Below are 24,291 nucleotides of genomic sequence, written 5' to 3' on the forward strand. Positions count from 1 at the left end.
CTAAGGGGGAATCAGCGCCCCAGACAATAGCGCATATACGCGGACAATGCAGCGCCCTCTCACGGCAAGACAAGCTAATTCTTAAACGCTTGAACGAATAGCCGCCAAACAGGCTTCTGGGAGGGGTAGATCAACGGCGATGGGCAGGTGATCCGAAAACAGGTGGTCTAACACCCGCACTTCGGCGACCTCCAATGATTGCGACAACAGGATATGATCCAGTGCATGGCGCGGCTGCCAGGAGGGGTAGCTGAGTAGGGGTTTAACCGGATGCAGCGGTAGCGACGCACTGAAACGCTCATGGGCATGCAACTGGTCAGGGGTGCAGTTGAGATCCCCCATGACCACCACATGGCGCAGCGGCTGAATAATCTCGCTTAAATAGTTGAGCTGACGCACCCGACCACGATGACTAAGCGCTAAATGGGCAACAAATATATGCAGCGCATCCGGCCCTTCACCAAAGCGTGCGTGAATCGCGCCGCGGCCTGGCATGGCACCTGGCAGACGGTGCTCTTCTACTTGGCTAGGCACCAAACGCGAGAGCAAACCGTTACTGTGTTGAGCAATACGCCCCAGATTGCGGTTGAGCTGCTGAACGTGGTGGGGAAATCCCGCTTTGGCAGCGAGATACTCCACTTGGTTGACGCGGCTTGAGCGAAAACTGCCACCATCGACCTCTTGCAGCCCCACCACGTCAAACTGGCTTAGCACTTCACCCATTACATCCAGCCGCTTCTGGCGACGTGGGTGAGGCAGTAGGTGCTGCCAGCTACGAGTGAGGTAGTGATGGTACGCCGAGGTCTGGATGCCAACCTGCAAATTAAAGGTTAGCAAACGCAGATGCCCATCTTCCAACAACCTCGTGCAAGTGCCGCTTAACGCTGCCTCATCACGCTCTCTGGCTTCGCGTAACACGATTATTCTGCGCGCTCTTCACGCACCTGCTCAACCAACGCTTCAGCGATTTTCGGCATGTTTTCAAGGCTACCCGCTGAGCTCGGCGTCACCAGAAAACGACCATCAATCACCAGGGCAGGCACACCCATTAACTTCATTTTGCGCATACGGTTATTGGCATCATTCACTTCGCTGCGCACACTAAAGTCAGTCAGCGCTTGCTTAGCTTCTTCTTCGCTGACGCCGTAGTTGGCAAAGAAAGCTGCAATCTCATCGGGCTCTGTGAGCGACTGATTTTCCTGATGGATGGCGTTAAAGAAGTCAGCGTGTAACTCCTCTTCGATGCCCAGCGACTCAGCTGCATAGAATGCTGTAGCGTGGGTATTCCAATCCCCGCCCATGGTGGCAGGCATTTTGACGACACTAACGTCATCGTCCAGGGTCTCGTACCACTCGTTAATCGGCGTTTGCAGGCGGTAGCAGTGCGGGCAGCCAAACCAAAATATTTCTGTGACTTCAATTTGCCCGTCGTCAACCTGTGTTTCTACTGGCGATTCAAGCACCTCATAGTGCTGACCTTCCACCACTTCCTGGGCACTCACTGCCGCAGAAAGCCCCAAACCGGCCAGTGCGACCATTACCGTTTTAAACATCGCTCGCGTTTTAGACATTGTAAAAGCTTCTCCATGGGTAAGCGAAAAGTGAGACCGTGGATACATTAGCGGGTTCCCTCAGCTAGCAAACGTTGCCAAGAACGTTGCCTAGTGAGAACCCGCAAACGGCATAAGGAAGTATTTAGGCTGTCTATGTGTGGTTTTAAACGCTAGGGGTTAAAATGTTAGTTCAAGCCCAACACTTAGTTTAAACCCAACACATAGTTAGCCACTGCTTCCATATCGTTGTCGCTCATTTTTGAAGCGATGTCGCCCATAATGTTGTTGGGGCTGTTATTACGCTCGCCTGCCGCGAAATCCTGCAGCGTTGAAACCGTGTACTCGGCGTGCTGACCAGAAAGGCCCGGGTATACGGCGCTACCGATACCAACGCCCGTTGGCGTGTGGCAGGCAGCACAGGCGGGGATGCCTTTAGACATATCGCCAGCGCGGTACAGCTCTTCACCGCGAGCCAGTAATTCAGCGTCTTCGTCGCTGGTTTGCCCCAGGTTGGCGTCCTGGCGGGCAAAGTGGGCCGCCACATCCCAGGCGTCTTGGTCAGAATAGTCATCCACCTGGCCAGCCATTTGAGCAACCACCCGGTTGCCGTCGCGGATATCCATAATCTGTTTCGCCAGATAGGACATCTGCTGGCCCGCTAGGTTAGGAAAAGCGCCCGATGGACTAATGCCCTGCTGCCCATGGCAGGCGGCGCAGGTTTGGGCCATTTCCTGGCCAGCGGATGCGTCTGCATCGGCTTGGTAGTCCGTTTGAGCGTGGGCGGTGCCAACGGCGCCCATGGTAATTGCTAGGCTTGCCAGTAACTTTCTCATTGCTATTCCACTATGCCGTTTTATGTTTGACTGGTACGCACCCTGGGCGCTTCCCAGGTTTCACAAGTTACCAGGGTTAGCTCCGCCAATACCAACAACGTATCTCAATGGTACACTAGCGCCCCAGGTCGCAGATATAAACCGCTTGCATTATAACGAATCACCCCAGCGGCGGGAATGCAAGTGCTGGACTGCTTTAGGGGTAATTCGTCGCGGTACTGCTCTCAATTCTCTATCATGAGTCGCTATCATGCGCTCTACTTTACCTGATGGTGAGGCGATAAAGAGGTGATAGTGCGCAGAGTAGGCCGTTTTTTATGTTCGTTTTTCAGGATCAACTCCATGACTACCCCCCATGATAGCCCAGTCCCTCGGCTGAACTACCCGACGGCAAGTTTTCTTATCAGCGCCCCTACCCTGGCCCTGTGCCCGGATGATACCGGCGCAGAAGTAGCCTTTGCCGGTCGCTCGAACGCGGGCAAATCAAGTGCTATCAACGCCTTAACGCAACAAAATGCGTTAGCGCGCACCTCGCGCACGCCAGGGCGCACCCAACTGATCAACTTTTTCAGCGTTATGAACGACGAGGCGCGGCGTTTGGTCGACCTGCCGGGCTACGGCTACGCCAAGGTACCTGAGGCGGTCAAACTAGAGTGGCAAAAGCACCTTGCCGAGTACCTGCGCAATCGTTTTAGTCTGCGCGGCTTAGTACTGCTAATGGACGTGCGCCACCCGCTCACCGAGTTCGACCAAATGATGCTCGACTATGCCGACCAGCGCGGAATGCCGGTGCATATTTTGCTCACCAAAGCCGACAAGCTGAAAAAAGGGCCTGCCAGCGCGGCGTTGCAAACAGTACGCTCGCGGTTAAAGGAGTGGGAAGATCTGGTCTCCGTTCAGCTGTTCTCTTCACTCAAGCGCGACGGTGTCGATACGCTGTCACAGAAGCTCAATCAGTGGCTGTATACACCGCCTGAATAAAGCAGTTCTAACTTCTCTAGCACCCTGGGCAGCTCTTTAATATGCGCGATGCGGTGCACCCGCTGTGGTAGCGCATGATCCTCCGTCGCGGAAACCCATACCGCGTGCATGCCCAACTGCTGGGCGGGCAACACGTCCTCCTGCCAAGAGTCACCCACGTGCATGGCGCATTCAGGGGCCACGTTTAAGCGCGAGAGCGCGGTGAGAAACGGCGTGGGGTCCGGCTTGGGCGCCAGCAACTCCCCCGCGGCAATGGCCACTGGAAAGTAGCTGGCCAGCGGCTGACGTTGAAGATGAATATTGCCGTTGGTGATCGCCGCCAACTGATAGCGCTCCGCCAAGGCAGCCAGCAAACCGGCCGCTTCCGGGTGGGGGGTTACCTGCACGCGCAGACGGTGAAACTCATTCATCGCCGCTGCCGCCCACATCATCGCTGCACTGCGGGGCAGGCCTTCGGCTTCTAGCTGCGCCTCCAGGGCACGCAAACGCAGCCAGGTGAAGTCACCGCGCCGTTCTGGCACTTGTTTGGCTAACTGTTGGCGACGCTGAAGGTAATCTAGCCCGCCGCCCTCGTAGGACAACCCAAAGGTAGGCTCCTGGCGTGCCGCTCGCCATGCTTCAAGGGCTTCTAACAGCCAGCGATAGTGCCCCTCTTCGGTACGCGCCATCACCCCGTGGTTATCCCAAAGCGTGTCATCCAAATCAAAGGTAATCGCCTTCAGCATCGTCATGGTGTGCTCCTGGGGCTTTTCGTACGGTCGTCGGGGCTTCGCTTGGCCCGGGGGTGCGCGGCATCGTAGCTGGTGGCCAGATGCTGCCAGTCAAGCCGGGTGTAGATTTGCGTGGTCGACAGATTGGCGTGCCCCAGCAACTCCTGCACGGCGCGCAGATCCTGGCTTGATTCCAACAGGTGGCTGGCAAAGGAGTGGCGTAAACGGTGGGGATGCAAATGTTCAGGCAGGCCCCGGGCAAGCGACAGCTGGGCTAAGCGCTTTTGGATGGCGCGATGGCCCAAGCGCGTACCACGCTGCCCTACAAATAGCGCCTGCTCATTAATGGGTGCGAGCGCGGAGCGACACCCCAGCCACTCGGCCAGCGCTTGCTGGGCACGGCGCCCTACCGGCACCTGACGCGGCTTGCCGCCTTTGCCGATCACCCTTACCCGGCTGTTTTGTAAATCGCCCAAATCAAGCGCCGCCAGCTCCGCCAAGCGCAAGCCGCTGGAGTAAAACAGTTCAAGAATCGCCTGATCCCGCACGCCCAGGGGTGAACCGTCATGGGGAGTATCAAGAAAGCGCGCCAGGGCGTCGACATCCACCGGGCGCGGCAGGTGGCTGGGCTGCTTGGGGGTGCGCAGTAAACCCACCGGGTTATCCACCAGCACACCCTGCTTGACCAAGTAATCGGCAAAGCGTGAGAGGGCCGCCCGACGCCTGGCCAAGCTTCTAGGCGCCAAGCCACGGCTGCGCTCCGAGCCCAAAAACGCCCGCAGGAGCGCGGTATCTAACGCCGCCGGATCCGTCACCTCGCGGCGCTGGGTAAAGGCACAGAGCGCCGCCAAATCATGCCGGTAAGCCTCAACGGTGGCCGGGCTTGCGTGGCTCGCCAAGGCGCTCAAAAATGCCTCAACGCGCTGGGCTAAGGCCGATTCCGCCAAGAAGGGTTCAGCCATGATCGCCCAGGCGCACCAGCAAGCGCGCGACGATATCACCCAAGTACTCGGTAAATAGCGTATCCATACTGGCCCGGTAAGCGTCAGGGCTGGGGCTGGCTAGCAGCAAATAGCCTAAGGGGTCGCCCGCCGAGAGGCGCGAAATAGCGCAGGAGCCCGCTTTGCGGGGCGCTTTGACATGGGGTAGCAGGCACTTCCAGTCGCTGACGCTAAGTTTCACGCAGCGGCTGGTGCGGCCATCTAACAGCGCCGACAGCCGTGTGCTGGCGTACTGATCCAGCACATGCCGGGGCGGCTGGGGCGGCGTCGGCTCACTATCGCTTAACGTGGCCGGACACCACAGCGCCATGGCAGGGGTTTCAAAGCGTTCGCTCAACTGGGTGGCCAATGCTTGCGCCAGCGCATCGCGGTCTTGCGCTTCCACCAGCGCGATTAGCGTTTCGCGCAGCCGGCGGTACTGGGACTCGTTATGGCGGGCGGTCTCCAGCAGGTGCTCCAGGCGGCCTTCAGCGGTTTCAGCGCGCTTGCGCAGGTCTAGCACCAAGCGCTCGAGCAATGACACCGCCCCGTCGATATGCGGGTGGGGCACCTGCAGTTGCTGGAGCAGTCCTTCGCGGCCGACGAAAAAATCGGGATGACGCGCCAGCCAGAACGCCACTTGATCAGGATCGAGCGTTTTGCGGGGTTCGGGGGCTTGAGACATCGCCGTTCTCCTCGAATTAATTGAGTGCTACGCGGCCATCAAAAACGCGCGTAGCCGGTCCCACCATCGTTAGCGCCCCTTCAGGGTCAGGCCATTCAATGCTGAGCTCGCCACCAGGCAAATGGACTTTTACCGGGCTTTTCAGCAGTCCTTGGCGAATGCCGCTGGCCACCGCGGCGCAGGCACCGGTACCGCAAGCCAGCGTTTCGCCGCTACCACGTTCATACACGCGCAAGCGAATTTCACTGGGCGAGAGTACCTGCATAAAGCCCACGTTAACACGCTTGGGAAAGCGCGGGTGCGCCTCTACTAATGGCCCGAGGCGTTCGACCGGGGCATCATCCACATTGTCGACCTGAATCACCGCATGAGGGTTGCCCATGGAGACCACACCGATCTGCAGCGTTTCGTCGCCCACGGCTAGCTGATGCAGAGGTTGATCCCCAGGCGCATCGAACGGCAGCACCACAGGGCTAAACCGCGGGCGGCCCATATCCACCCGCACCATACCATCGTGCTGAACGGTGAGTACCAAAGGGCCACCGGCGGTTTCCACATGAATTTCATGCTTATGGGTTAGCCGCTGATCACGCACGAAGCGGGCAAAACAGCGCGCGCCGTTGCCGCAGTTTTCCACTTCACTGCCGTCGGCATTGTAAATGCGGTAGCGAAAATCCATCTCGGGATCGCGAGGCGGTTCGACAACCAACAGCTGATCAAAGCCAATACCGAAACGCCGGTCAGCCAGCGCGCGGATTTGTGCTTCGTCCAGCCGGGCGCGCTGAGTAACCAGGTCCACCATGACAAAGTCGTTGCCCAGGCCATGCATTTTGGTGAAGTGTAACAGCATCAGCTCCCTCCTTCGGGCAGCAGCGCTTCACCCGCCCATAGGCTAGCAACGGTTTCCCGCGCGCGCACCACGTGGCAGCTGTCGCCATCGACCATTAACTCGGCGGCACGCGGGCGGCTGTTGTAGTTTGACGCCATAACAAAACCGTAGGCACCTGCCGAGCGCACCGCCAGAAGATCGCCTTCGGCAATCGCCAGTTCGCGCTCTTTACCCAGAAAGTCGCCGGTTTCACAAACCGGACCGACCACATCGTAGAAGGCGCTATCCCGAACTTGGCGAGTATCCACCGGCACAATCGCCTGCCAGGCTTGGTACAGCGCAGGGCGAATCAAGTCGTTCATGGCCGCATCGACAATGGCAAAGTTCTTGGTCTCGCCGGGCTTGAGAAACTCTACCCGAGTAAGCATGACGCCCGCATTGGCAGCGATCGAACGGCCCGGTTCAAACAGCAGCGTAAGCGCTTCGCCACCCTCCCAGCGGGAAAGCCGCGCCAGCAGCTGGCTAGCGTAATCAAACGGCTGTGGCGGCTTTTCATCGCGGTAAGGCACGCCCAAACCGCCACCTAAATCGAGGTGCTCGATTTCGATACCGCGCTCACGCAGCCGCTCCATAAGCATCAACAAGCGGTCTAACGCATCCAAAAACGGTGCCGTTTCGGTGAGCTGCGAACCAATGTGGCAATCAAGCCCTTTCACCTGCACATTTGGCAGGCTTGCGGCCAGTTCGTAAACCGCCAGCGCTTCATCCACCGGGATGCCGAACTTGTTGTCCTTCAAGCCGGTGGAGATATACGGGTGGGTGCCCGCGTCCACATCCGGATTGACCCGCAACGAGACCGGGGCCATTTTGCCCAGCTCACCGGCAACGCGATTCAAACGCTCAAGCTCGGGGCGCGACTCAACGTTAAAGCACTTAATACCCACGTCCAGCGCGCGGGCCATTTCATGGGGCTGCTTGGCAACCCCGGAAAACACTACCTTGGCCGGATCGCCGCCCGCTTTAAGCACCCGCTCAAGCTCGCCGATGGAGACAATATCGAACCCGGCGCCAAGCGTGGCCAACAGGCCCAGCACGGCCAGATTGGAGTTGGCCTTCACCGCGTAACAAATCAGGTGCGGGTGGCCACCCAGCGCTTCAGTATAGGCGCGAAAGTGGCGCTCAAAGGTGGCTTTTGAGTAGACGTAGCAGGGCGTGCCGTACTCGTCGGCAATCCGTGACAGCGGCACGTCTTCGGCGTATAGCACGCCATCCCGGTAGTTAAAATAATCCATGGTGCTCTCCCCTTCTCCTGGGCCTGCAGCTATCTATTCAGACGCCTGGGCAGATTGCTCGTCAGCGGGCGCATCTTCCGGCAGATAAAGCGGCCCTTTTTGCCCACAGCCAACAACCGCAGTTAACAGCAGCGCCGAAAGGGCCATGATTGCCAGCGTTTTCATGCGCCCGCCTTGAGCGCACTCAGCGCCTCGCGCGCTCGCTGGGCGGCTGCCCGCACCTGATTCGGCGCGGTACCACCAATGTGATTACGGGCAGCGACCGAGCCTTCCAGGGTTAACACCTCGAACACATCCTGCTCAATGGTATCGGAGAACTGTTTGAGCTCATCCAGGCTCATCTCGGACAGGTCTTTTTCGGTTTTAAGGCCATAGGCCACCGACTGCCCGACGATTTCGTGGGCATCGCGGAAAGCCACGCCTTTGCGCACCAGGTAGTCGGCCAAGTCCGTCGCGGTGGAGAAACCACGCCGCGCCGCTTCATACATGCTGGCTTTTTTGGGCTCAATAGCGGGCACCATATCGGCGAAGGCTTTTAGGCAGTCGCGCACGGTATCCACTGCATCGAACAGCGGCTCTTTATCTTCCTGATTGTCTTTGTTGTAGGCCAACGGCTGCGACTTCATCAGCGTTAACAACGACATCAGGTGGCCATAAACACGACCGGTTTTGCCGCGCACCAGTTCCGGTACGTCGGGGTTTTTCTTCTGCGGCATGATGGATGAGCCGGTGCAGAAGCGGTCGGGCAGATCGATAAAGTTGAACTGGGCGCTGGTCCACAGCACCAGCTCTTCGCTCATACGCGACAGGTGCATCAACAGGATGCTGGCAAAGCTGGTGAATTCGATGGCGAAGTCACGATCGGAGACCGCGTCCAGGGAGTTCTCCGTGGGGCGGTCAAAGCCTAACAGTTCTGCGGTCACGTGGCGGTCGATGGGATAGGTAGTGCCGGCCAGGGCGGCGGCGCCCAGCGGCATGACGTTGACGCGCTTGCGGCAGTCCAACAGGCGCTCGTGGTCGCGAGCCAACATCTCTTGCCAAGCTAGAATATGGTGGCCAAAGGTGACCGGCTGGGCAGTTTGCAGGTGGGTAAAACCGGGCATAATCGTCTCGGCTTCACGGTCAGCCAGTTCGATCATGCCTTCACGCAGGCGCTTCAATTCCACTTCGATAACGTCGATTTCATCGCGCATAAACAGACGGATATCGGTGGCTACCTGATCGTTACGCGAACGCCCGGTGTGGAGTTTTTTACCGGTAATGCCGATCTTTTCGGTCAGCCGCGCTTCGATGTTCATGTGCACATCTTCCAGCGGCACCGACCAGTTAAATTCGCCGCGCTCGATTTCGCCCTGAATCTCGTTCAGACCGTTAATAATCGCATCACGTTCGTCATCGGTCAGCACGCCCACTCTGGCCAGCATAGTGGCGTGGGCGATGGAGCCCCGGATGTCCTGGGGGGCCAGGCGCTGGTCGAAATTAACAGACGCGGTGAAGCGTGCAACAAAGGCATCGGTGGGCTCGCTAAAGCGACCGCCCCAAGACTGATTCGTGGCTTGGCTCATCGAAGATATATCCTGCTGACAAAACAATGGAGTCGTTAGCAGAAAGTGTACCAGAGTCGCCCCGGTCAGCGGCACGCCGTTTTTATTTATGCGCGGGCTAAGAGCACGACGTTATGACGGCAGGCGGTTTGTGCAAAAATTCACGCAGGGCGTCGAGGGGCATGGGGCGGGCAAAGTAGTAGCCCTGGAAATAGTCACAGCCGCGCTGCTGAAGGTAGTTAAACTGCTCGGCTTCTTCTACGCCCTCGACCAGCACCTCCAGCCCCATTTTGCCTGCCATGGCGACCACGCCGTCGATAATGGCAGCGTCGCGGCGGTCGGAGATTACGTCGCGCACAAAGGAGCGGTCAATCTTGATGCGATTAATCGGCAGGCGCTTTAAGTAGCTCAAACTAGAAAAGCCGGTGCCAAAGTCGTCTAGTGCAATCAGAACTCCCAGCGCTCGCAAACTCTTTAACGCCTGGATCGCTTGCTCGGCGCTGTCCATCAGAACACTCTCGGTCAGTTCCAGCTCTAACAGCGAGGACGTTAGGCCACTGCTAGTCAGCACCTGCTCAATTGAGGCTAAAAAACCAGGGCGTTGAAACTGCATAGGCGAGATATTGACCGCCATGGTGATTTCACCCAATCCCAGTCCATTGAGCTGCTGAGCATCGCGACAGGCGGTGGCCAACACCCACTCGCTGATGGGAATGATCTGGCCAGTATCCTCGGCAAGGCTAATAAAATCACACGGCGGGATATTACCACGCTCAGGATGCTGCCAGCGGATCAGCGCTTCGACCCCCACCACGCGCCCACTTGGCGCGTGGATTTGCGGCTGGTAATGAAGCGCGAACTGCTGCTGCTCAATGGCTTGCTGTAGAGCGCTGCGTAAGCTGACCCGTTCGCTAACCTTGCGATTCAAGTCTTCGGTATACCAATGGTAGGTATTCCGCCCCCTCCGTTTGGCCTTGTACATCGCCAAATCGGCCTGCTGGATAAGCTGGCGAGGGTTTTTCATGCTGCCATCGTTGATGGCAATGCCGATACTGGCGGTGATGCGCAGTTCGCTGCCACGATACCAGTAAGGTGGCGAAAGCCCCTGGAGAACCCGCTCGACCACCTGTATCACATCATCTTGGTGGGCCAGGTCCGGCAGTAGCACGACGAATTCGTCGCTGCCAAATCGCGCAACGGTATCCCAGGGGCGCAGTTCATTTTCCAGCCGCTTGGCAACCTCGACCAGAATAAAATCACCCACCTCATGGCCAAGCGTATCGTTGATCGGTTTGAAATCGTCCAAATCAATAAACAGCACGGCTATGTAGCGCTGGTAGCGGCGCGCCACCACGCACCCTTGCTCTAAACGTTGACCTAGCAGCAGGCGATTGGGCAATCCCGTAAGGGCGTCATGGTGGGCGTTATGGGCGAGCTGGGCCTGATATTCGCGCTGTTCAGAGATATCGTTCTGGACGCCAATAAAGTGGGTCACGTGGCCGCTCTCATCGAGAACAGGTGAAATATACAGGTCGTTCCAAAAAACCGTGCCATCACGCCGATAGTTGCGGATAACCACGTGCACTTCGCGCTGTTCGACAACCCCCACTTTTAGCTGCTTGATAGTCGCGGGATCTGTCTCTTCACCCTGCAGAAAACGACAGTTGCGCCCCAGTGCCTGGCTACGCGAATAGCCGGTAATTCGCTCAAAAGCGGCATTGACATACACAATAGGCCAATCAGCACGCTGCGCATCGACAATGATGACGCCATTGGTGCTTGACTCAACGCTACGCTCCAGCAGTTTTAGCTGATGCTCGGTCGCTTTGCGCTCGTTAATATCGCGGAAATAGACCGCTAGCCCTTCGGGCGAAGGGTAGACGTGCACTTCAAGCCAACTATTGAGCCGGGGATTGAATGCTTCAAAATGTACCGCTATCTGTTCGCTCGCGGCGCGCTGATACTCTTTTTCAAAGCGGCTACCCACGGCATCAGGAAAGCTCTGCCAAATATGCTGGCCTAGCAATTCACCCTCGCGGCGCCTCAAAATACGCTCAGCCTCGCGATTAACGTAGCTAAAACGCCAATCGTTATCCAGGGTAAAAAAACTGTCGGTAATGCTATCAAGGGTCATGGTAAGCCGGTGCGCAAGCTGAGTGAGGTTTTCGCGCAGCTGCTTTTGTTCGGTAATATCCTGCGACGCTCCCTGCACCTGAATGATGCGGCCCTCGTCATCGCGTACCGCTTTGCCAATCGCCCGCACCCAAAGATGCTTACCTTGGCGGGTAATCACCTCATACTCACTATCAAAACTTACGCCGTGTTCACAGCAGGCATTGAATGCCGCCAGCAGGCGTTCCTGCGACTCAGGCGCATAGAAAGCGAACGCCTCGTCAACGCTGGGTTGAAACCCAGCTGGCATACCGTGGATATGGCTGAGTTCATCCGACCAAATGGGCTTGCCATCCGCCATGTCGACATACCAACCACCAATCAGCGCAGTTTCACCGGCAATTTTGAATAGCCGTTGGTTGCGCAGCAACTGCTCATCGGCTGCCTTACGGCGCGTAATCACCCGGGCGATTACGTAAATCACCCCCTCGCCAAATGAAGCAGTCACTTCTAGCCAGTGCTGTTTGCCGGTTACTGAAACGGCGCGCACCTCGAAGGGAGCGATCTTTTGGCCTTGATTCAGTCGCTGTAACGCCCCCTCGATGACGGGATGATCAAGGGGATCCACAACGACGCCACAGGCGCGACCAATTAATTTTTCGGGCGAGTACCCCAGCAGCGTCTCGAAGGCTGGATTGACTTGCAGTAGCGTGCCTTCAAAGTCGATACAGCAGAACAGGTCCCGTGAGAGCAGGAAAAACTGGTCAAGCTGGCCGTGGGGTAACACTAAAGACATAAGATTTCCTAGGGAACGAATAAAACACGTTACGTGAGCATAATTAGTTCCGTTATTTTTACTGTGGCGTTCGGTGCTTTATGATGACACTTATCATAGCTTGACTCGCCGTGTCTGCGGTATAGGGAGAATAACGTGCTATCAATCACCAAACTGCGCATTGCCACGCGTAAAAGCCAATTGGCCATGTGGCAGGCTGAGTACGTTCGCGACCGCTTAATGGCGGCCCACGACGGCCTTGAGGTCGAGCTTGTGGCGCTGTCTACCAAGGGCGACAAAATTCTCGATACGCCGCTGTCGAAAATTGGCGGCAAAGGCCTGTTCGTAAAAGAGCTGGAAGACGCCATGCTGGATGGTCGCGCCGATATTGCCGTTCACTCGATGAAGGATGTGCCGATGCACTTCCCTGAAGGGTTGGGCCTTTCGGTCATTTTAGAGGGCGCTGACCCCACCGATGCGTTTGTGTCTAACCACTACTCTAGCATTGATGAGCTTCCCGAAGGGGCGCGTATTGGCACCGCCAGCCTACGCCGCGGGCTGCAGATGCGTGAAGCCCGCCCCGACCTACAGATTCTTAATCTGCGCGGCAACGTACAAACCCGGCTAGGCAAATTAGATGCAGGCGAATTCGACGCCATCATCCTGGCGACCTCAGGCCTTAAGCGTTTAGGCTTGGATGAGCGGATTGCCCAGGCACTGCCGCCGGAAGTGTGCTTGCCCGCCTGCGGCCAAGGTGCTCTAGGCATTGAGTGCCGCCTGCATGATCCCGAGCTGATTGCCTTGCTAGCCCCGCTTGACGACGCAGACACCGCAACCCGAGTACGCGCCGAACGGGCCATGAATACCCGTTTAGAAGGCGGCTGCCAAGTGCCCATTGCAGGCCACGCGGTGCTGGACACCGCCAATGAAACCCTGTGGCTACGCGGCTTGGTTGGCAACCCTGAAGGCACTGAAGTGCTGCGTGCTGAAGGCAGCGGCTCGATGCATGAGCCCGAAGCGCTGGGAATTCGCATTGCTGAAGAACTGCTCGACCAGGGCGCTGGCGATATTCTGGCTGAGGTTTACGGCCGCGCCATATGAGCCAACCGGTACTGATCTGTCGCCCCGGCGAGCGCGGAGAGGCGCTCGCCGCTGCGCTACGCGAACGGGGCGAGAGCGTTGAATCGCTGAACGTGATGCAACTTGAAGCCTTGCCAGAGGATCCCGCGATGCGGCAAATCTGGCTGGATATTGATCAGTACCACAAGATAATCGTCATCAGCCCCTTTGCCGCCACTTGTTTAAGCGAGGCGCTGGATCGCTTCTGGCCGCAACTGCCCATTGGCATTGATTACTACAGCGTTGGCAGTGCCACCGCGGCGACGCTTTATGATCAGTTGGGGGTACGCGTGCATGTCCCTTCGCCCAGCGCAGGCGAAGATACCAGTGAAGCGCTGCTTGCGCTTGCCTCGCTACAGCAGTTAAAGCACCAGCGCATTCTACTGGTGGCGGGGGAAGGTGGCCGCCCACTGCTTGCAGATACGCTTGCCGAGCGGGGGGCAACGGTGACCCGTGTTGCCGTCTATCGACGCATGTTTCACCCACTTACACCCGCCCTGCAAGCGCGCCTTTCTTCAGCTAATTATCGGGCGTTGATCGTCACCAGCAGCGAACTGCTGGAACATCTGGCAAAATGGTGTAATCAGGCGGCCTTGAACCAACCGCTAATCGTTTCCAGTCGCCGTTTGGCTACACTGGCTGGCATACTAGGTTTTTGTGACCTCAAGGTGGCGTCCGGAGCAACGCCAGCTGCGTTGATAGCGGCGTTGGAGACCTGCGACCCACAGGGTGCCGATGTCGATCAAGGAACTTACTAAGGGCTAGCGACAGATGAGCAAACAAGTAAACGATCAGGATGACGTACAACCGACGTCCGCCGATGCCTCCCAAGGCGTCTCTAAAACGACCGACAAAGCAGCTTCCACGACCGACGCGACTGAGCCCAGCACGCCGAGCTCAACAGCACCCGCTCAAAGCGGTGCTAAAAATAGTCGGTCGCGCCGGCGTGGAAAGGGCTCTTCTGCTGCAAGTTCAACCGCTGCCAGCAGTCCTCCTACGGCTCAATCGGCAGATACGCCGTCTAGCAGCTCCAGCACGTCTAAACCTAAAGAGAGTGCAACTAGTGCAGGCTCACCGAGCGCTGCCGCCTCTTCAAGCCCTTCTTCCTCAAGCGGGTCAGCCTCAAGCTCATCCACTTCAAACGCCACCTCGTCCAAGCCGTCCAGCGACAAGTCATCGGCTGGCACACCGCCGCCCACCGGTCACAAAGATAGCGGCAACGGCAAGAGTACCGGTGGTGGCGGCAAAAGTGGCGGCCTCGCAATTGCCCTGGTGATTATCCTGGCGGTTGCCTTGGCGTTCGTCGCTTGGCAAGGTTGGCAACGCCTGGATAGTCAGCAGCAGCGCCTCGACGAACTGGCGCAACAGGCTGAAGGTAGCGCCTCGCAACAGGCGGTCAGCGACCTTGAGTCACGCCTGGATAGCGGCGAAGCCGAGCGCGATGAGGCCCTGCAAAACACCATGGGCGAACTGCGCGACGAATTTGATAGCTACCGCAGCGATGTCGATGAGACCCTGGGGCAAGTGCTGGATCAGCTCTCTCAAGAGCAGGACACCGACGAACGCGAGTGGCTGCATGCTGAAGCGGCTTACCTGCTGCGTCTGGCCAATCAGCGCCTACAGCTTGAAGGCGACGTAGACGGCGCGTCGGCACTGCTGCGTACTGCCGACGCCCGTCTGGTTGATGCTGATAATCCTGCGTTGACCCCTGTACGCGAAGCGATTGCCAACGAGCTAGCCGCCCTTGACGCCGTACCCCAGATTGACCGCACCGGCCTCTACTTAGCACTCAATGCCCAACAGGAGCGCATTTCCAGCCTACGTCTTTCCCAAGAAATCGAAGCGCAGGCGGTCACTTCTAGCATCGAAGAGCCGCCCACCGGCACTTTCCAACGCCAGCTGGCACGCTTCGGTGAAGAGCTCAAAGACCTGGTGGTGGTTCGTCATCACGACGAAGCCCTGGAAGCGCTGATCACCCCAGAGCAAGAGTCCTACCTGCGCCAGAGCCTGCGCCTGGTACTGGAGCAGACGCAGTTAGCTCTGCTCAACGAAGAGAAAGAGCTTTACGACGCGAGTATCGACAAAGCGCTACAGCTGCTGAACGACTACTACGACACCGCTCGTGAAGAGACCCAAAGCGTTATTACGCGCCTTCAAGAGCTCAAGGAAGCAGAGGTAAAACCAGAGCTGCCGGACATCAGCGCTTCACAGCAGGAACTTGCACGCTTTATCGAGAACCGCTACGAGACGCGTGGCCAAAGCGGAGGTGAATCATGAGAAAGCTTGTTCTCCTGATTGTCGCAGGCCTCGCCGTCGGGGCCCTATTTGGGCACCTGATGATGTCTGTGCCCGGCTACTGGTTGATCCGCGTGGGCGACTCCTCCATCCAAACCTCGTTCTGGTTTGGTCTGGTGCTGCTGTTTGCCGCCTTTATCGTTCTACACTTTGTACTGCGTTTGCTCAGCGGCATTATTCGTCCCATGGGGCGCTTTCGTAGTTGGAACAGCCGCGCCCGCAACCGTCGCGCCATGCAGCGCACCGTGCGTGGCCTGGTAGCGCTGACCGAAGGGCGCTGGAAAAAAGCGGAAAAGAGCCTGCTTAACGCCGCTGATGACTCCAGCACACCGCTGGTCAACTACTTATCGGCAGCGCTGGCCGCCCATTATCAGGGCCACCACACCAAATCCCAGGAGCATCTGAACCAGGCGCAGCTAACCACCGATGGAGCCGATACGGCCGTTGGCTTGATGCAGGCGCAAATGATGATTGAGCGTCAGCAGCCGGAAGAAGCGCTGGCGATTCTTAATCGCCTGGATAAGAAGCTCTCCAACCACCCGCAGGTGCTCAAGCTACTCAAACAGGTGCACTTGAGCGTCAATGATTGGGAAGGTTTACGGCGCTTGATTCCACGCCTCGCGGCGCAGAAGCTCATCACTCAGCAAGAGCGTGAACAGCTGGAGTTTAAAGCCTACCGCGAGCTCATCGTATTCGAGGCGCAAAACCCCACTAACATTGAGCGAGTGCGCGGTCTTTGGGCCGATATGCCCGACTACCTTCGCGGTAATACCGAGCTGATCGTGCTCTATACCGAGGCGCTGATTCAAGCCAACGAAGAACCGATCGCCGAGCGACTGCTCAACCATTCGCTGGATAACCATTGGGACGCACGTTTAGTAAAACGCTACGGCCTGCTGAACGTGGACGCGGGTCGCCAACTGGTAAAAGCCGAAAAGTGGTTACAAGAGCGCCCCAACGACCCCGAGCTACTGCTCGCCTGTGGCCGCCTTTCACTGCGTACCGGCAAATGGGATAAAGCGCTGGAGTACTTCGAAGCCAGCCAGCGCCAGCGCCCCAATGGCGAAGTCTGTGCAGAACTTGCCCGTCTCTATGCAAGCCTTGGCGAGCATAACAAGAGCCAACTCTACTACCGTCACAGCGTCGAAATGCTGGCCAAGTCGCTACCTTCGTTGCCCCAACCCAGCGATGCTAGCGACAGCAAAAAGCCCGAAAGTAAGCAAAAAGATAGCAAAACCATTAAGAAAAGCGCCTAGTGGCGCTTCTGGTATTACTTTTCAGGGCGCCTTTATAGGCGCCCTTTTTAGTGGTTCAAGGTTTGGCTGGCGGCATGTGCGGCGGGGTGATGGCCTCATCCGCCGCTTCAGCCACTGCTGGCGAAGGAAGTGTTGCTGTGCAGTGACCACAGCGGGTGGCTTTGATCGGCACCACCATTAAGCAGTAAGGGCATGGCTGCTCTGCTGGGCTTGCAGGCGCTACCGCCTCTTCGCGTTTTAACCGGTTAATGGTGCGTACCAATAAGAAGACCACAAAGGCAACGATCGTAAAGCTGACCACCGCATTGATAAACAGCCCCACATTTAGCGTTACCGCCCCTGCCGCCTGGGCATCCGCCAGCGTTGCATAGGGGCCAGCCACACTTCCTGGCCGCAACACCACAAACAGATTGGAAAAGTCGACCCCGCCAACCAGCAAGCCAATCAGCGGATTCATTACATCCGCCACCAGGCTCTGCACAATCAGCGTAAACGCCCCGCCGATAATAATCCCCACCGCCATATCGACGACGTTGCCTTTTACCGCAAACTCACGGAATTCCTGAAAGAACTTTGCCATTTCCCAATGTCCTAACGTTGCGTTTTAGCCAATACCCAGCGCCACTTCATTCAATTAAGAGCATGGGCGACGGTACGTTAGGCGGCAAGTAAATTTATTCAGGTTGAGGGCTGGCCACCAAGGCTTAAATCCACTCTATAACCCAAGCATCTCACGGGCCTGCTGCCACGTCGCCACAGGGCGCTGGTACTTTTCACACAGTGCGACAGTACGCTCGACCAACGCTGCGTTAGAAGGCGCCAGCGTATTACTGTCCAAGCGCACGTTATCTTCTAACCCAGTGCGGGTATGGCCGCCTGCCGCAATCGACCATTCATTAAGCAGATATTGATTGGCACCAATACCTGCGCCACACCATTGGGCTTCCGGCGCCAGCCGCTTGAGCGTCTCAATATAGAAATCAAAGGTGGGCTTGTCCGCTGGCATGGAGTTTTTAACGCCCATGACGAACTGAACATACAGCGGAGTTTTAAGCTTGCCCTGCTTGGAAAGTGCCACCGCTTGATGGATATGCGACAAATCGAAGGCCTCGATTTCGGGTTTTATATCGTACTTGAGCATTTCCTCTGCAAGCCACTCCACCAACTGCGGCGGATTCTCGTAAACACGATTGGGGAAGTTATTGGAGCCCACCGAGAGACTAGCCATATCAGGCTTCAGCGGCAGCATGCCACCGCGTGCCTCACCAGCGCCGGAACGCCCACCGGTAGAGAGCTGAATAATCATGCCAGGGCAGTGCTTCTTAAGCCCTTCCATTAGGCGACCAAACTTCTCTGGGTCAGAGGAAGGCGTTTGGTCATCGTTGCGCACATGGCAGTGGGCAATGCTAGCTCCCGCCTCAAACGCAGCCTGAGTGCTTTCCACCTGCTCTTCAACCGTGATGGGCACGGCAGGATTGTTCTCTTTGCGTGGCAGGCTGCCGGTAATGGCGACACAAATAATGCAGGGCTGGGACATGGAAACCTCTTTTTGTTCGCATAACGAATACTAATTTGTAATACGAACAAGATAGGCCAGATATTTACCAGCGTCAAATTCAAATCATCGCGAAAAGGCGAAAAAAAAGCCCAAGTATCCGCTTGGGCAAGGGAGGAAAGGTTGCAACACTTAAGCGCTACTCAAGCGACTCGTAGGGCAGGCACTCAAGCCAGAGGCGGTGAACTGGGCTGAGAGTGTTAGGCCACCGCCAAACAAAATCAGCCCCCCCAGGGCACGTCTCGGGTAGCCGACCAATCCAGCAACGCCCCTTTTCCTTTAGAGGCGGGAATCACAAACATCAGAATCGCCACACTGGTATCGTTGATGTTACCCAACCAAGGCAGCGCACTCTGCACTACAGGAATTCTCGCGATTAACGGCACGAAAACCCAGCAGAACACCGCCCCGGCAAAGACCATCAATACACGCGACTCTTCAGGCGACAGTCGGCCCATCCCCTTGAGCTCTGTCTCGATCATAGCCCGGCCACCCTGGATGTTCTCAACTTCCGAGCGGAACACCAGCTTGTTGAGAACCAGCCAAGCCAATATCAGCATGGTGAATGAGAAAGGCACACCCACCAGCATCCAGTGGCAAAATCCGATGCTAAGCCCGTGGGTGTCTTCCATGTAGGCGCGCATTAGCGCCATCGGCGGCTGGCCGATCAATGTGGCCATGGAGCCGATGGTGATGGCATAGGCAATGCCCAGTAGCACACTTGGGCGTGTCATCACCGTTACCCAGTGACTTCACTAGCGCAATGATCGAGCCTCCAATGGGCACCATAATCACTGCGGTGGCGGTATGGTAATAGCCACAAGGAATACGGAATATCCGCCTTAGTTACGACGTATAGCTTACGACTAATAGATGAACTGGCTCTTTCACCAGTGTCAGCTACGTATGAGTAGTCGCAAGGAAAAGCACCGTACGATTCTGTTAAGGGGTGCTCACATGCCGGCAGTTTTCTGGACTGCGGTATAGTGCTGGGATACGAGGATCACACCTTTACTACCGAGCGAGAAAGCGCAGAGAGCTTTGGTAGGAAAGCAAAAAAACCCAAATATCAGCTTGGATAAGGAGGCCAGTTGAGAAAAGTGAGGGCCTATTCCAGCGACGCATAGGGCAACCAAGCCTCGTTTTCCGCGATGGTGGTCAGCCCCGCCATTCAACTGATGCGGTCGTCAACTATATACAGTTACTAAAGCTCTCTTGAACAGAGAAAGAGAATCGATCATAGCGCACCTTGGATCAGTCGCCGGATGCCAGTGTCTTCTCCGTGAGGTAGTCTTCTTTAATCATCAATATTCCGCTGCCATCTGGAAGTATTACAACGAGTTTAAGTTGCGGAACATCTTGCTTAGGCATCGGTTAATATAAATGATTTCATCCTTATGCAAGTCGGTAAAAGCCTTTTCTACCACACGTCCCATAAGCTCTCTGACCACAGTCAACTTGGCTTCACCACTCTCAGTCAACTCCACCTCAGTGACACGGCCATCCTGGGGAGAAGGAGAGGTTTTGAGCAATCCTATCTCTTGCATTTTATAGACGATTTTAGTGATGGTGGAGAGCTTCGCCGCCGCATGAGTGGCAATATCCGACATACTCAGGCGGCCTTGCTCACGCAGGATCATGAGCACCCGCCATTTGGAAGAACTCAACCCATGAGGCTTGAGTAGAGAATCCACATCGGCACTGTATTTAGCATTCAATCGAGCTACCCAGTAGAGGGGAAAGTCTTGTGCCCGATACTCATCAGAAAGAGGGAAGAAGGAGGAGGCAAGTTCATCCTTGTCGACCATAATGGGAGGCGCTCCCAGCGCTACGAAAATAGTAGAATATTCTAGCATGTATTCTCTATAACGAAAGCGCTCAACGAATGCTTCACTACCTCACTCAAGTCGCTGTGTCTCAGAAGGGTACTCACCAAACAATTTGTAGTAACTTGCCGAAAAATGGCTCAAATGACGAAATCCCATTTCATACGCGACATCACCCACCGTACTTTCCATTAAGGTAGAATTTGCTAACTTTCGTCGTACGGCATTCAACCTAATACATCTTAAAAACTCGATCGGGCGCATCCCCACGACTCGCTGAAAACTATTTTGTAATGTCCTACGACTGACGCGTAAGCCCTCACAGAGATCAAGCACACTAAGCGGGCCGCCCGGATCGGCCAGGGCTAACTCCTGGCTTTTCTTGACGATATAGGCACTCACAGCAAGCTCGCTGCGTTTCTCCTCGGCATGCGACTGCAAGAAAATATCGAGCAGCACAGACATCAAGGTATCTTCGACGTCCTTCTCAAGGGCGGGAGCTTCGTGCTCCCCCTGCCTGATGGAGCCATCGAAACTCCGACACACCTGAGCTTTTATTTCTTTCAGCAGCCGCATCGGGACATGCATGCCCGGCAGCGAGACGAACTGGGAAAACCGAGCTGATCCCAGCTCAATGTCCGCCAATCGGGTTAATCTTTCGAGATCGACACTCAACGACAAGAACGCCGTTCGTTCCGGAGCATGTAGCAGGAACTCTTCTCCGTCGCGGAGTAGTAGAACGCTATTAGATCCTACTTTGCCCCTCTGGATAATGGGTGACTTTCCGGTAGCAAAGGCCATGCAGAAGCGTTGTTTAGGTGCGTTTCCATGCTGGACGACTCGCTTATCCAGCACTTCATGAAAAACTTGAAAACGCTCTCCTGAGACCTGAAAAAGCTCACTCGAAAGGCGCCCTGAGCCCAGTTGGTCATAAACCTGCTGCCATCCCTGGATAGCAGCAGCATGCTGTTGAGAGTCATGAAAAGAACGAACTTCGTATCGCATAATCGGCCCTCTGAAAATACTGCATCGCCCATCGCTCAGCAGCATGGTTCACTTCACAGCGCCGACCACCCCCATGGGTCAAATAGTCAAAAGAACGCCGCCAAGACGAGCTGCGCGTACACATTGGTCCCATTGCCATCCACTTGGGTCCCTCCATCGTTCTCACTTCTCTCTGGCTTGTAAAAGCCCAGCAAGGGAGTGATGACAATGTTGTCGTTCACGGCCCACTCCGCATACAGATCCAGTTCTCGGCCATCCAGGTTCAACGTATTGCGCCCTCCCAAGGTGCTAAAGTCAAAGAACAGTGCACCAAGAGTAAGATTCTCCATAGGGCTAGCTCTCAAGGCGAGATGGTGGACATCGTTATTGCGCGCATAGGGCCCCGCATAGTTGGCCGCGACTTCGCCTTGGAACCAAGTACCCAGAGCAGGACTGTTCAAGCCCGTGAACAGCGAGTCCCAGTCCCTCGAGTAGCGTGTATAGCGGTACGTTAGGCTCGGGGTCCAAGGGGCTTCCATGAAAGTGTAGCCAGCCTCGATATACCAAGCATTTTCTGTGCCAGAATCTTTGTCCTGCCAGGCATATTCGAACTCGACGTTGGCGTTCTCAATACCGGCATCACTGCCACCCCGTACGCTGTAGACATCCATTCCATCACGCTGCTGAAGAAAATCGCTGGCCCACTCGCGGTTGACATCAAGACCATGTACCCAGGTCAGGCCGACATTACCGGCATCACTGGCGTAGTCGATGGTGGTAGCGGCGAGCTCAGTTTCTGCTTGAGCAAGATTATCGGACTTTAGCCAGGCAGCCGTCCCGTGCAGGCCCTGTTCACCTCCGATGCGCACCACTGCGGTGCGATCAAAGGCATGTCTGGCCGCCAAATAATAGGCGCCGCCTCGATTGAGTGCACCGTCGGCCGGTCCCCTGCCTAGATTCAAACCATCGTCATTAATGATGAACCCCTTGCCGAGTTGGACGACCTGTCGGCCAAACGAGAAATCCAGCCCATCCTGCCCAAGAGCGGGGAAAATATCCGCAGAGCGCCACCCCAGATAGGCATCCTCAAGCGACGTTCTGCGCTCTGTGCCGTCACTGTTACCACCGGCATCACCATCCCCCCAAGTGGCGGAGCTGACCCAGTTGAGGCCACCATACAAGGTGCCAGATCCTGCCAACCCCTGATAACCGCTGAAACCGTACTTAATGAAACCCTCGCGCCAATTCGAGCCATCTTCCCTGCCGTCGTAGTTCTTGCGGCTGTTCATCCAGCCATGGACGGCTAACAGATCGGCATTCACTTCCCCATCAGTACTCGTAAACAGTTCGTAGGCTTGAGCCTGACCTACCTGACCAATGGCGATTGCCAGCGCCAAAGCACTACTTGTAACCCAGGTTGTCTTAAAGGAGTTCATATCTGCACCTTGATAATCTTTTTCTTATTGGCTCGCTTGTTGTGAACTCACGAGCTGTTCGATTAGAGCATGCGTCATCCTTATGAAGATGGAACGCGCTCGTTTAAAGCACCTAGCCCTGGCGCGAAAGGGCCGTCTCAAGCGCCTGAACGATCATATCGGCCTCATCGTTCGTCAAGGTCAACGGCGGGGAGAGGATGATCTTGCTGCCCACCGGGCGCACAAGTACTCCTTGCTGGCGGGCCTCCTCAGCAATACGAGTGGCATGCCCCTCGGCAGGATTCAGCGGCTGACGGGTGCGTTTGTCGGCGACCAGGTCAAGTGCGACCATCAGGCCCTTGCCACGCACTTCGCCAACCACGTCGAAACGCTCGCTCAGAGGCTTCAAGCCCTCGATCAGGTGCGCGCCCACCTTTGCCGCGTTGCCTGGCAGGTCTTCCTTCTCAACAATGTCCAACACTGCCAGTGCTGCAGCACAAGCAACCGGATGGCCGCTGTAGGTGTAGCCGTGCATGATCACGTTGGCGAAGCTGGGGGCGTTTTCGATGGCATCGACGATGCGCTGATTGAATACCGTGGCACCCAGCGGGATATAGCCAGCAGAAATCCCCTTGGCCAGACACAGAATGTCTGGCGCCACGCCCCAGCCACGGCTGCCGAGCATGCAGCCGCTGCGACCGAAGCCGGTAACCACTTCATCGGCGATCAGCAGGATGTCGTGCCGGTCGCAAACTTCACGCAGGCGCGGCCAATACGCGGACGGCGGCACGATCACGCCGCCAGCGCCCTGCACCGGCTCGGCAACAAAGGCAGCGATTGAGCCAGCACCGAGGAAGTCGATCTGCTCCTCGAGTTGACGAATGCAATGCTCGACCAGCTCCTCTGGATCGCGGCAATCCCAGGGGTTGCGATACAGCCAGGGGGTGTCGAGCAGGTGGCAACCGGCAAGCAGTTGACCATGGTTGTAGTGATAGACGCCGTTGCCGCCAATCGAGGTGCCGCCAATGTGCACACCATGGTAGCCATTGCGTAGCGAGAGGAAGCGGGTACGCCCGGGCTGACCGGCCGCGATCCAGTATTGGCGCGCCATTTTCAGTGCGGTTTCCACCGCATCGGAGCCGCCGGAGTTGAACAGCACGCGGGCCATTTTCTCCTGAGCGAACATTGAGGTCAGCCGCTCGGCCAGATCGAACACGCGCGGGTGAGCGATGCCGTCAAAGGTCTGGTAATAGGCCAGCTCGTCGAGCTGCGCGGCAATGGCGTCTTTCACTTCGGGGCGGTTGTGGCCGACATTGACGTTCCACAGGCCGCCGACGCCATCGAGCAGGCGGTTGCCGTCGATGTCGGTGATGTAATTACCGTCACCGCGGGCGATGATCAGGGTGTTAGCACGGTTGGCTGGCGCCGAGGCGCTCATTGGGTGCCAGAATTTCTTTTCCGTTGTCTTGTATTTTGCGTACATGGCTTCGCCCTGGGCTGCTTCTGGGGTTTCGATGTGCTTGAGCACGGTATGGGTCGACATGGTG

The 24,291-nt window shown here is 56.7% G+C and carries 25 protein-coding genes; 5 read left to right on the top strand and 20 right to left on the bottom strand.

Annotation, left to right across the window (positions count from 1 at the left end):
- Positions 1 to 81 precede the first annotated feature (81 nt).
- From U738_RS15260 to U738_RS15270, 3 genes are all read right to left on the bottom strand, one after another.
- Positions 82 to 918, bottom strand: a complete 837-nt coding sequence (locus U738_RS15260) for an endonuclease/exonuclease/phosphatase family protein (RefSeq protein ID WP_035582039.1) — start codon at positions 916 to 918, stop codon at positions 82 to 84.
- A gap of 2 nt (positions 919 to 920) precedes the next feature.
- Positions 921 to 1,553 carry a thiol:disulfide interchange protein DsbA/DsbL gene (locus U738_RS15265; protein WP_035583663.1) on the bottom strand — a complete coding sequence of 211 codons (633 nt, stop codon included), beginning with the start codon at positions 1,551 to 1,553 and terminating at the stop codon, positions 921 to 923.
- Between the two features lie 203 nt (positions 1,554 to 1,756).
- On the bottom strand, positions 1,757 to 2,386 hold the full coding sequence (locus tag U738_RS15270) for a c-type cytochrome (protein ID WP_035582041.1): 630 nt from the start codon (positions 2,384 to 2,386) through the stop codon (positions 1,757 to 1,759).
- Positions 2,387 to 2,728: 342 nt separating this feature from the next.
- On the opposite strand from U738_RS15270, the gene yihA reads away from it, so the two are divergent.
- On the top strand, positions 2,729 to 3,367 hold the full coding sequence (gene yihA, locus U738_RS15275) for a ribosome biogenesis GTP-binding protein YihA/YsxC (protein ID WP_035582043.1): 639 nt from the start codon (positions 2,729 to 2,731) through the stop codon (positions 3,365 to 3,367).
- Here yihA and U738_RS15280 read toward each other — a convergent pair.
- The 8 genes from U738_RS15280 to U738_RS15310 form a co-directional block, all read right to left on the bottom strand.
- Positions 3,340 to 4,098 carry an HAD family hydrolase gene (locus U738_RS15280; protein WP_035582046.1) on the bottom strand — a complete coding sequence of 253 codons (759 nt, stop codon included), beginning with the start codon at positions 4,096 to 4,098 and terminating at the stop codon, positions 3,340 to 3,342. The two genes, yihA and U738_RS15280, sit on opposite strands and share 28 nt — an antisense overlap.
- Entirely contained in the window at positions 4,095 to 5,039 is a 945-nt protein-coding gene (locus tag U738_RS15285) for a tyrosine recombinase XerC (RefSeq protein WP_035582048.1), read from the bottom strand. Before U738_RS15285 ends, U738_RS15280 begins: the two co-directional genes overlap by 4 nt.
- Complete coding sequence (locus U738_RS15290) at positions 5,032 to 5,742, bottom strand: DUF484 family protein (protein WP_035582051.1); 711 nt, start codon at positions 5,740 to 5,742, stop codon at positions 5,032 to 5,034. The genes U738_RS15285 and U738_RS15290 overlap by 8 nt, the downstream gene beginning before the upstream one ends.
- 16 nt (positions 5,743 to 5,758) lie before the next feature.
- Entirely contained in the window at positions 5,759 to 6,592 is an 834-nt protein-coding gene (gene dapF / locus U738_RS15295; RefSeq protein WP_035582054.1) for a diaminopimelate epimerase, read from the bottom strand.
- Positions 6,592 to 7,863 carry a diaminopimelate decarboxylase gene (lysA, locus tag U738_RS15300; RefSeq protein ID WP_035582056.1) on the bottom strand — a complete coding sequence of 424 codons (1,272 nt, stop codon included), beginning with the start codon at positions 7,861 to 7,863 and terminating at the stop codon, positions 6,592 to 6,594. The genes dapF and lysA overlap by 1 nt, the downstream gene beginning before the upstream one ends.
- Positions 7,864 to 7,896: 33 nt before the next feature.
- Positions 7,897 to 8,028: an LPS translocon maturation chaperone LptM gene (gene lptM, locus U738_RS23605; protein WP_022521220.1), complete on the bottom strand. Its 132-nt coding sequence runs from the start codon at positions 8,026 to 8,028 to the stop codon at positions 7,897 to 7,899.
- The gene (gene argH, locus U738_RS15305; RefSeq protein WP_035582057.1) at positions 8,025 to 9,428 is read right to left on the bottom strand and encodes an argininosuccinate lyase; all 1,404 of its coding nucleotides are present in this window, start codon (positions 9,426 to 9,428) and stop codon (positions 8,025 to 8,027) included. The genes lptM and argH overlap by 4 nt, the downstream gene beginning before the upstream one ends.
- Before the next feature lie 97 nt (positions 9,429 to 9,525).
- Entirely contained in the window at positions 9,526 to 12,315 is a 2,790-nt protein-coding gene (locus U738_RS15310; protein ID WP_035582058.1) for a bifunctional diguanylate cyclase/phosphodiesterase, read from the bottom strand.
- Positions 12,316 to 12,450: 135 nt separating this feature from the next.
- Here U738_RS15310 and hemC point away from each other — a divergent pair, with 135 nt between their 5' ends.
- Positions 12,451 to 13,395 carry a hydroxymethylbilane synthase gene (gene hemC, locus U738_RS15315; protein ID WP_035582060.1) on the top strand — a complete coding sequence of 315 codons (945 nt, stop codon included), beginning with the start codon at positions 12,451 to 12,453 and terminating at the stop codon, positions 13,393 to 13,395.
- A complete protein-coding gene (locus U738_RS15320; protein WP_035582062.1) occupies positions 13,392 to 14,171 on the top strand; it encodes a uroporphyrinogen-III synthase in 780 nt (259 codons plus the stop codon). Before hemC ends, U738_RS15320 begins: the two co-directional genes overlap by 4 nt.
- A 243-nt stretch (positions 14,172 to 14,414) precedes the next feature.
- Here the strand turns inward: U738_RS15320 and U738_RS23610 are convergent, their stop codons facing one another.
- Together U738_RS23610 and U738_RS23615 are read right to left on the bottom strand one after the other, a co-directional pair.
- Positions 14,415 to 14,600, bottom strand: coding sequence for a hypothetical protein (locus tag U738_RS23610; RefSeq protein WP_161786296.1), 186 nt, complete (start codon positions 14,598 to 14,600; stop codon positions 14,415 to 14,417).
- The gene (locus U738_RS23615; RefSeq protein ID WP_231896784.1) at positions 14,587 to 14,727 is read right to left on the bottom strand and encodes a hypothetical protein; all 141 of its coding nucleotides are present in this window, start codon (positions 14,725 to 14,727) and stop codon (positions 14,587 to 14,589) included. Before U738_RS23615 ends, U738_RS23610 begins: the two co-directional genes overlap by 14 nt.
- Between U738_RS23615 and U738_RS15325 the strand changes: the two genes are divergently transcribed.
- Together U738_RS15325 and U738_RS15330 are read left to right on the top strand one after the other, a co-directional pair.
- Positions 14,707 to 15,690 carry a uroporphyrinogen-III C-methyltransferase gene (locus U738_RS15325; protein ID WP_231896783.1) on the top strand — a complete coding sequence of 328 codons (984 nt, stop codon included), beginning with the start codon at positions 14,707 to 14,709 and terminating at the stop codon, positions 15,688 to 15,690. The two genes, U738_RS23615 and U738_RS15325, sit on opposite strands and share 21 nt — an antisense overlap.
- Positions 15,687 to 16,964, top strand: a complete 1,278-nt coding sequence (locus U738_RS15330) for a heme biosynthesis HemY N-terminal domain-containing protein (protein ID WP_035582068.1) — start codon at positions 15,687 to 15,689, stop codon at positions 16,962 to 16,964. The genes U738_RS15325 and U738_RS15330 overlap by 4 nt, the downstream gene beginning before the upstream one ends.
- A gap of 55 nt (positions 16,965 to 17,019) precedes the next feature.
- Here the strand turns inward: U738_RS15330 and mscL are convergent, their stop codons facing one another.
- From mscL to U738_RS15365, 7 genes are all read right to left on the bottom strand, one after another.
- On the bottom strand, positions 17,020 to 17,544 hold the full coding sequence (gene mscL / locus U738_RS15335) for a large-conductance mechanosensitive channel protein MscL (protein WP_035582071.1): 525 nt from the start codon (positions 17,542 to 17,544) through the stop codon (positions 17,020 to 17,022).
- 135 nt (positions 17,545 to 17,679) lie between these two features.
- Positions 17,680 to 18,501, bottom strand: a complete 822-nt coding sequence (locus tag U738_RS15340; RefSeq protein ID WP_035582074.1) for a 3-keto-5-aminohexanoate cleavage protein — start codon at positions 18,499 to 18,501, stop codon at positions 17,680 to 17,682.
- 239 nt (positions 18,502 to 18,740) lie between these two features.
- Positions 18,741 to 19,253, bottom strand: a complete 513-nt coding sequence (locus tag U738_RS15345; protein WP_050712827.1) for an SLC13 family permease — start codon at positions 19,251 to 19,253, stop codon at positions 18,741 to 18,743.
- 597 nt (positions 19,254 to 19,850) lie between these two features.
- Complete coding sequence (locus tag U738_RS15350) at positions 19,851 to 20,375, bottom strand: MarR family winged helix-turn-helix transcriptional regulator (RefSeq protein WP_235208655.1); 525 nt, start codon at positions 20,373 to 20,375, stop codon at positions 19,851 to 19,853.
- 42 nt (positions 20,376 to 20,417) lie between these two features.
- Positions 20,418 to 21,395, bottom strand: a complete 978-nt coding sequence (locus U738_RS15355; protein WP_231896782.1) for a helix-turn-helix domain-containing protein — start codon at positions 21,393 to 21,395, stop codon at positions 20,418 to 20,420.
- 41 nt (positions 21,396 to 21,436) lie between these two features.
- A complete protein-coding gene (locus tag U738_RS15360; RefSeq protein ID WP_035582080.1) occupies positions 21,437 to 22,765 on the bottom strand; it encodes a hypothetical protein in 1,329 nt (442 codons plus the stop codon).
- 112 nt (positions 22,766 to 22,877) lie between these two features.
- A complete protein-coding gene (locus tag U738_RS15365) occupies positions 22,878 to 24,287 on the bottom strand; it encodes an aminotransferase class III-fold pyridoxal phosphate-dependent enzyme (protein WP_200882493.1) in 1,410 nt (469 codons plus the stop codon).
- Positions 24,288 to 24,291 lie beyond the last annotated feature (4 nt).

This window comes from Halomonas sp. TG39a, assembly GCF_000744395.1.
Lineage (GTDB): Bacteria > Pseudomonadota > Gammaproteobacteria > Pseudomonadales > Halomonadaceae > Vreelandella > Vreelandella ventosae_B.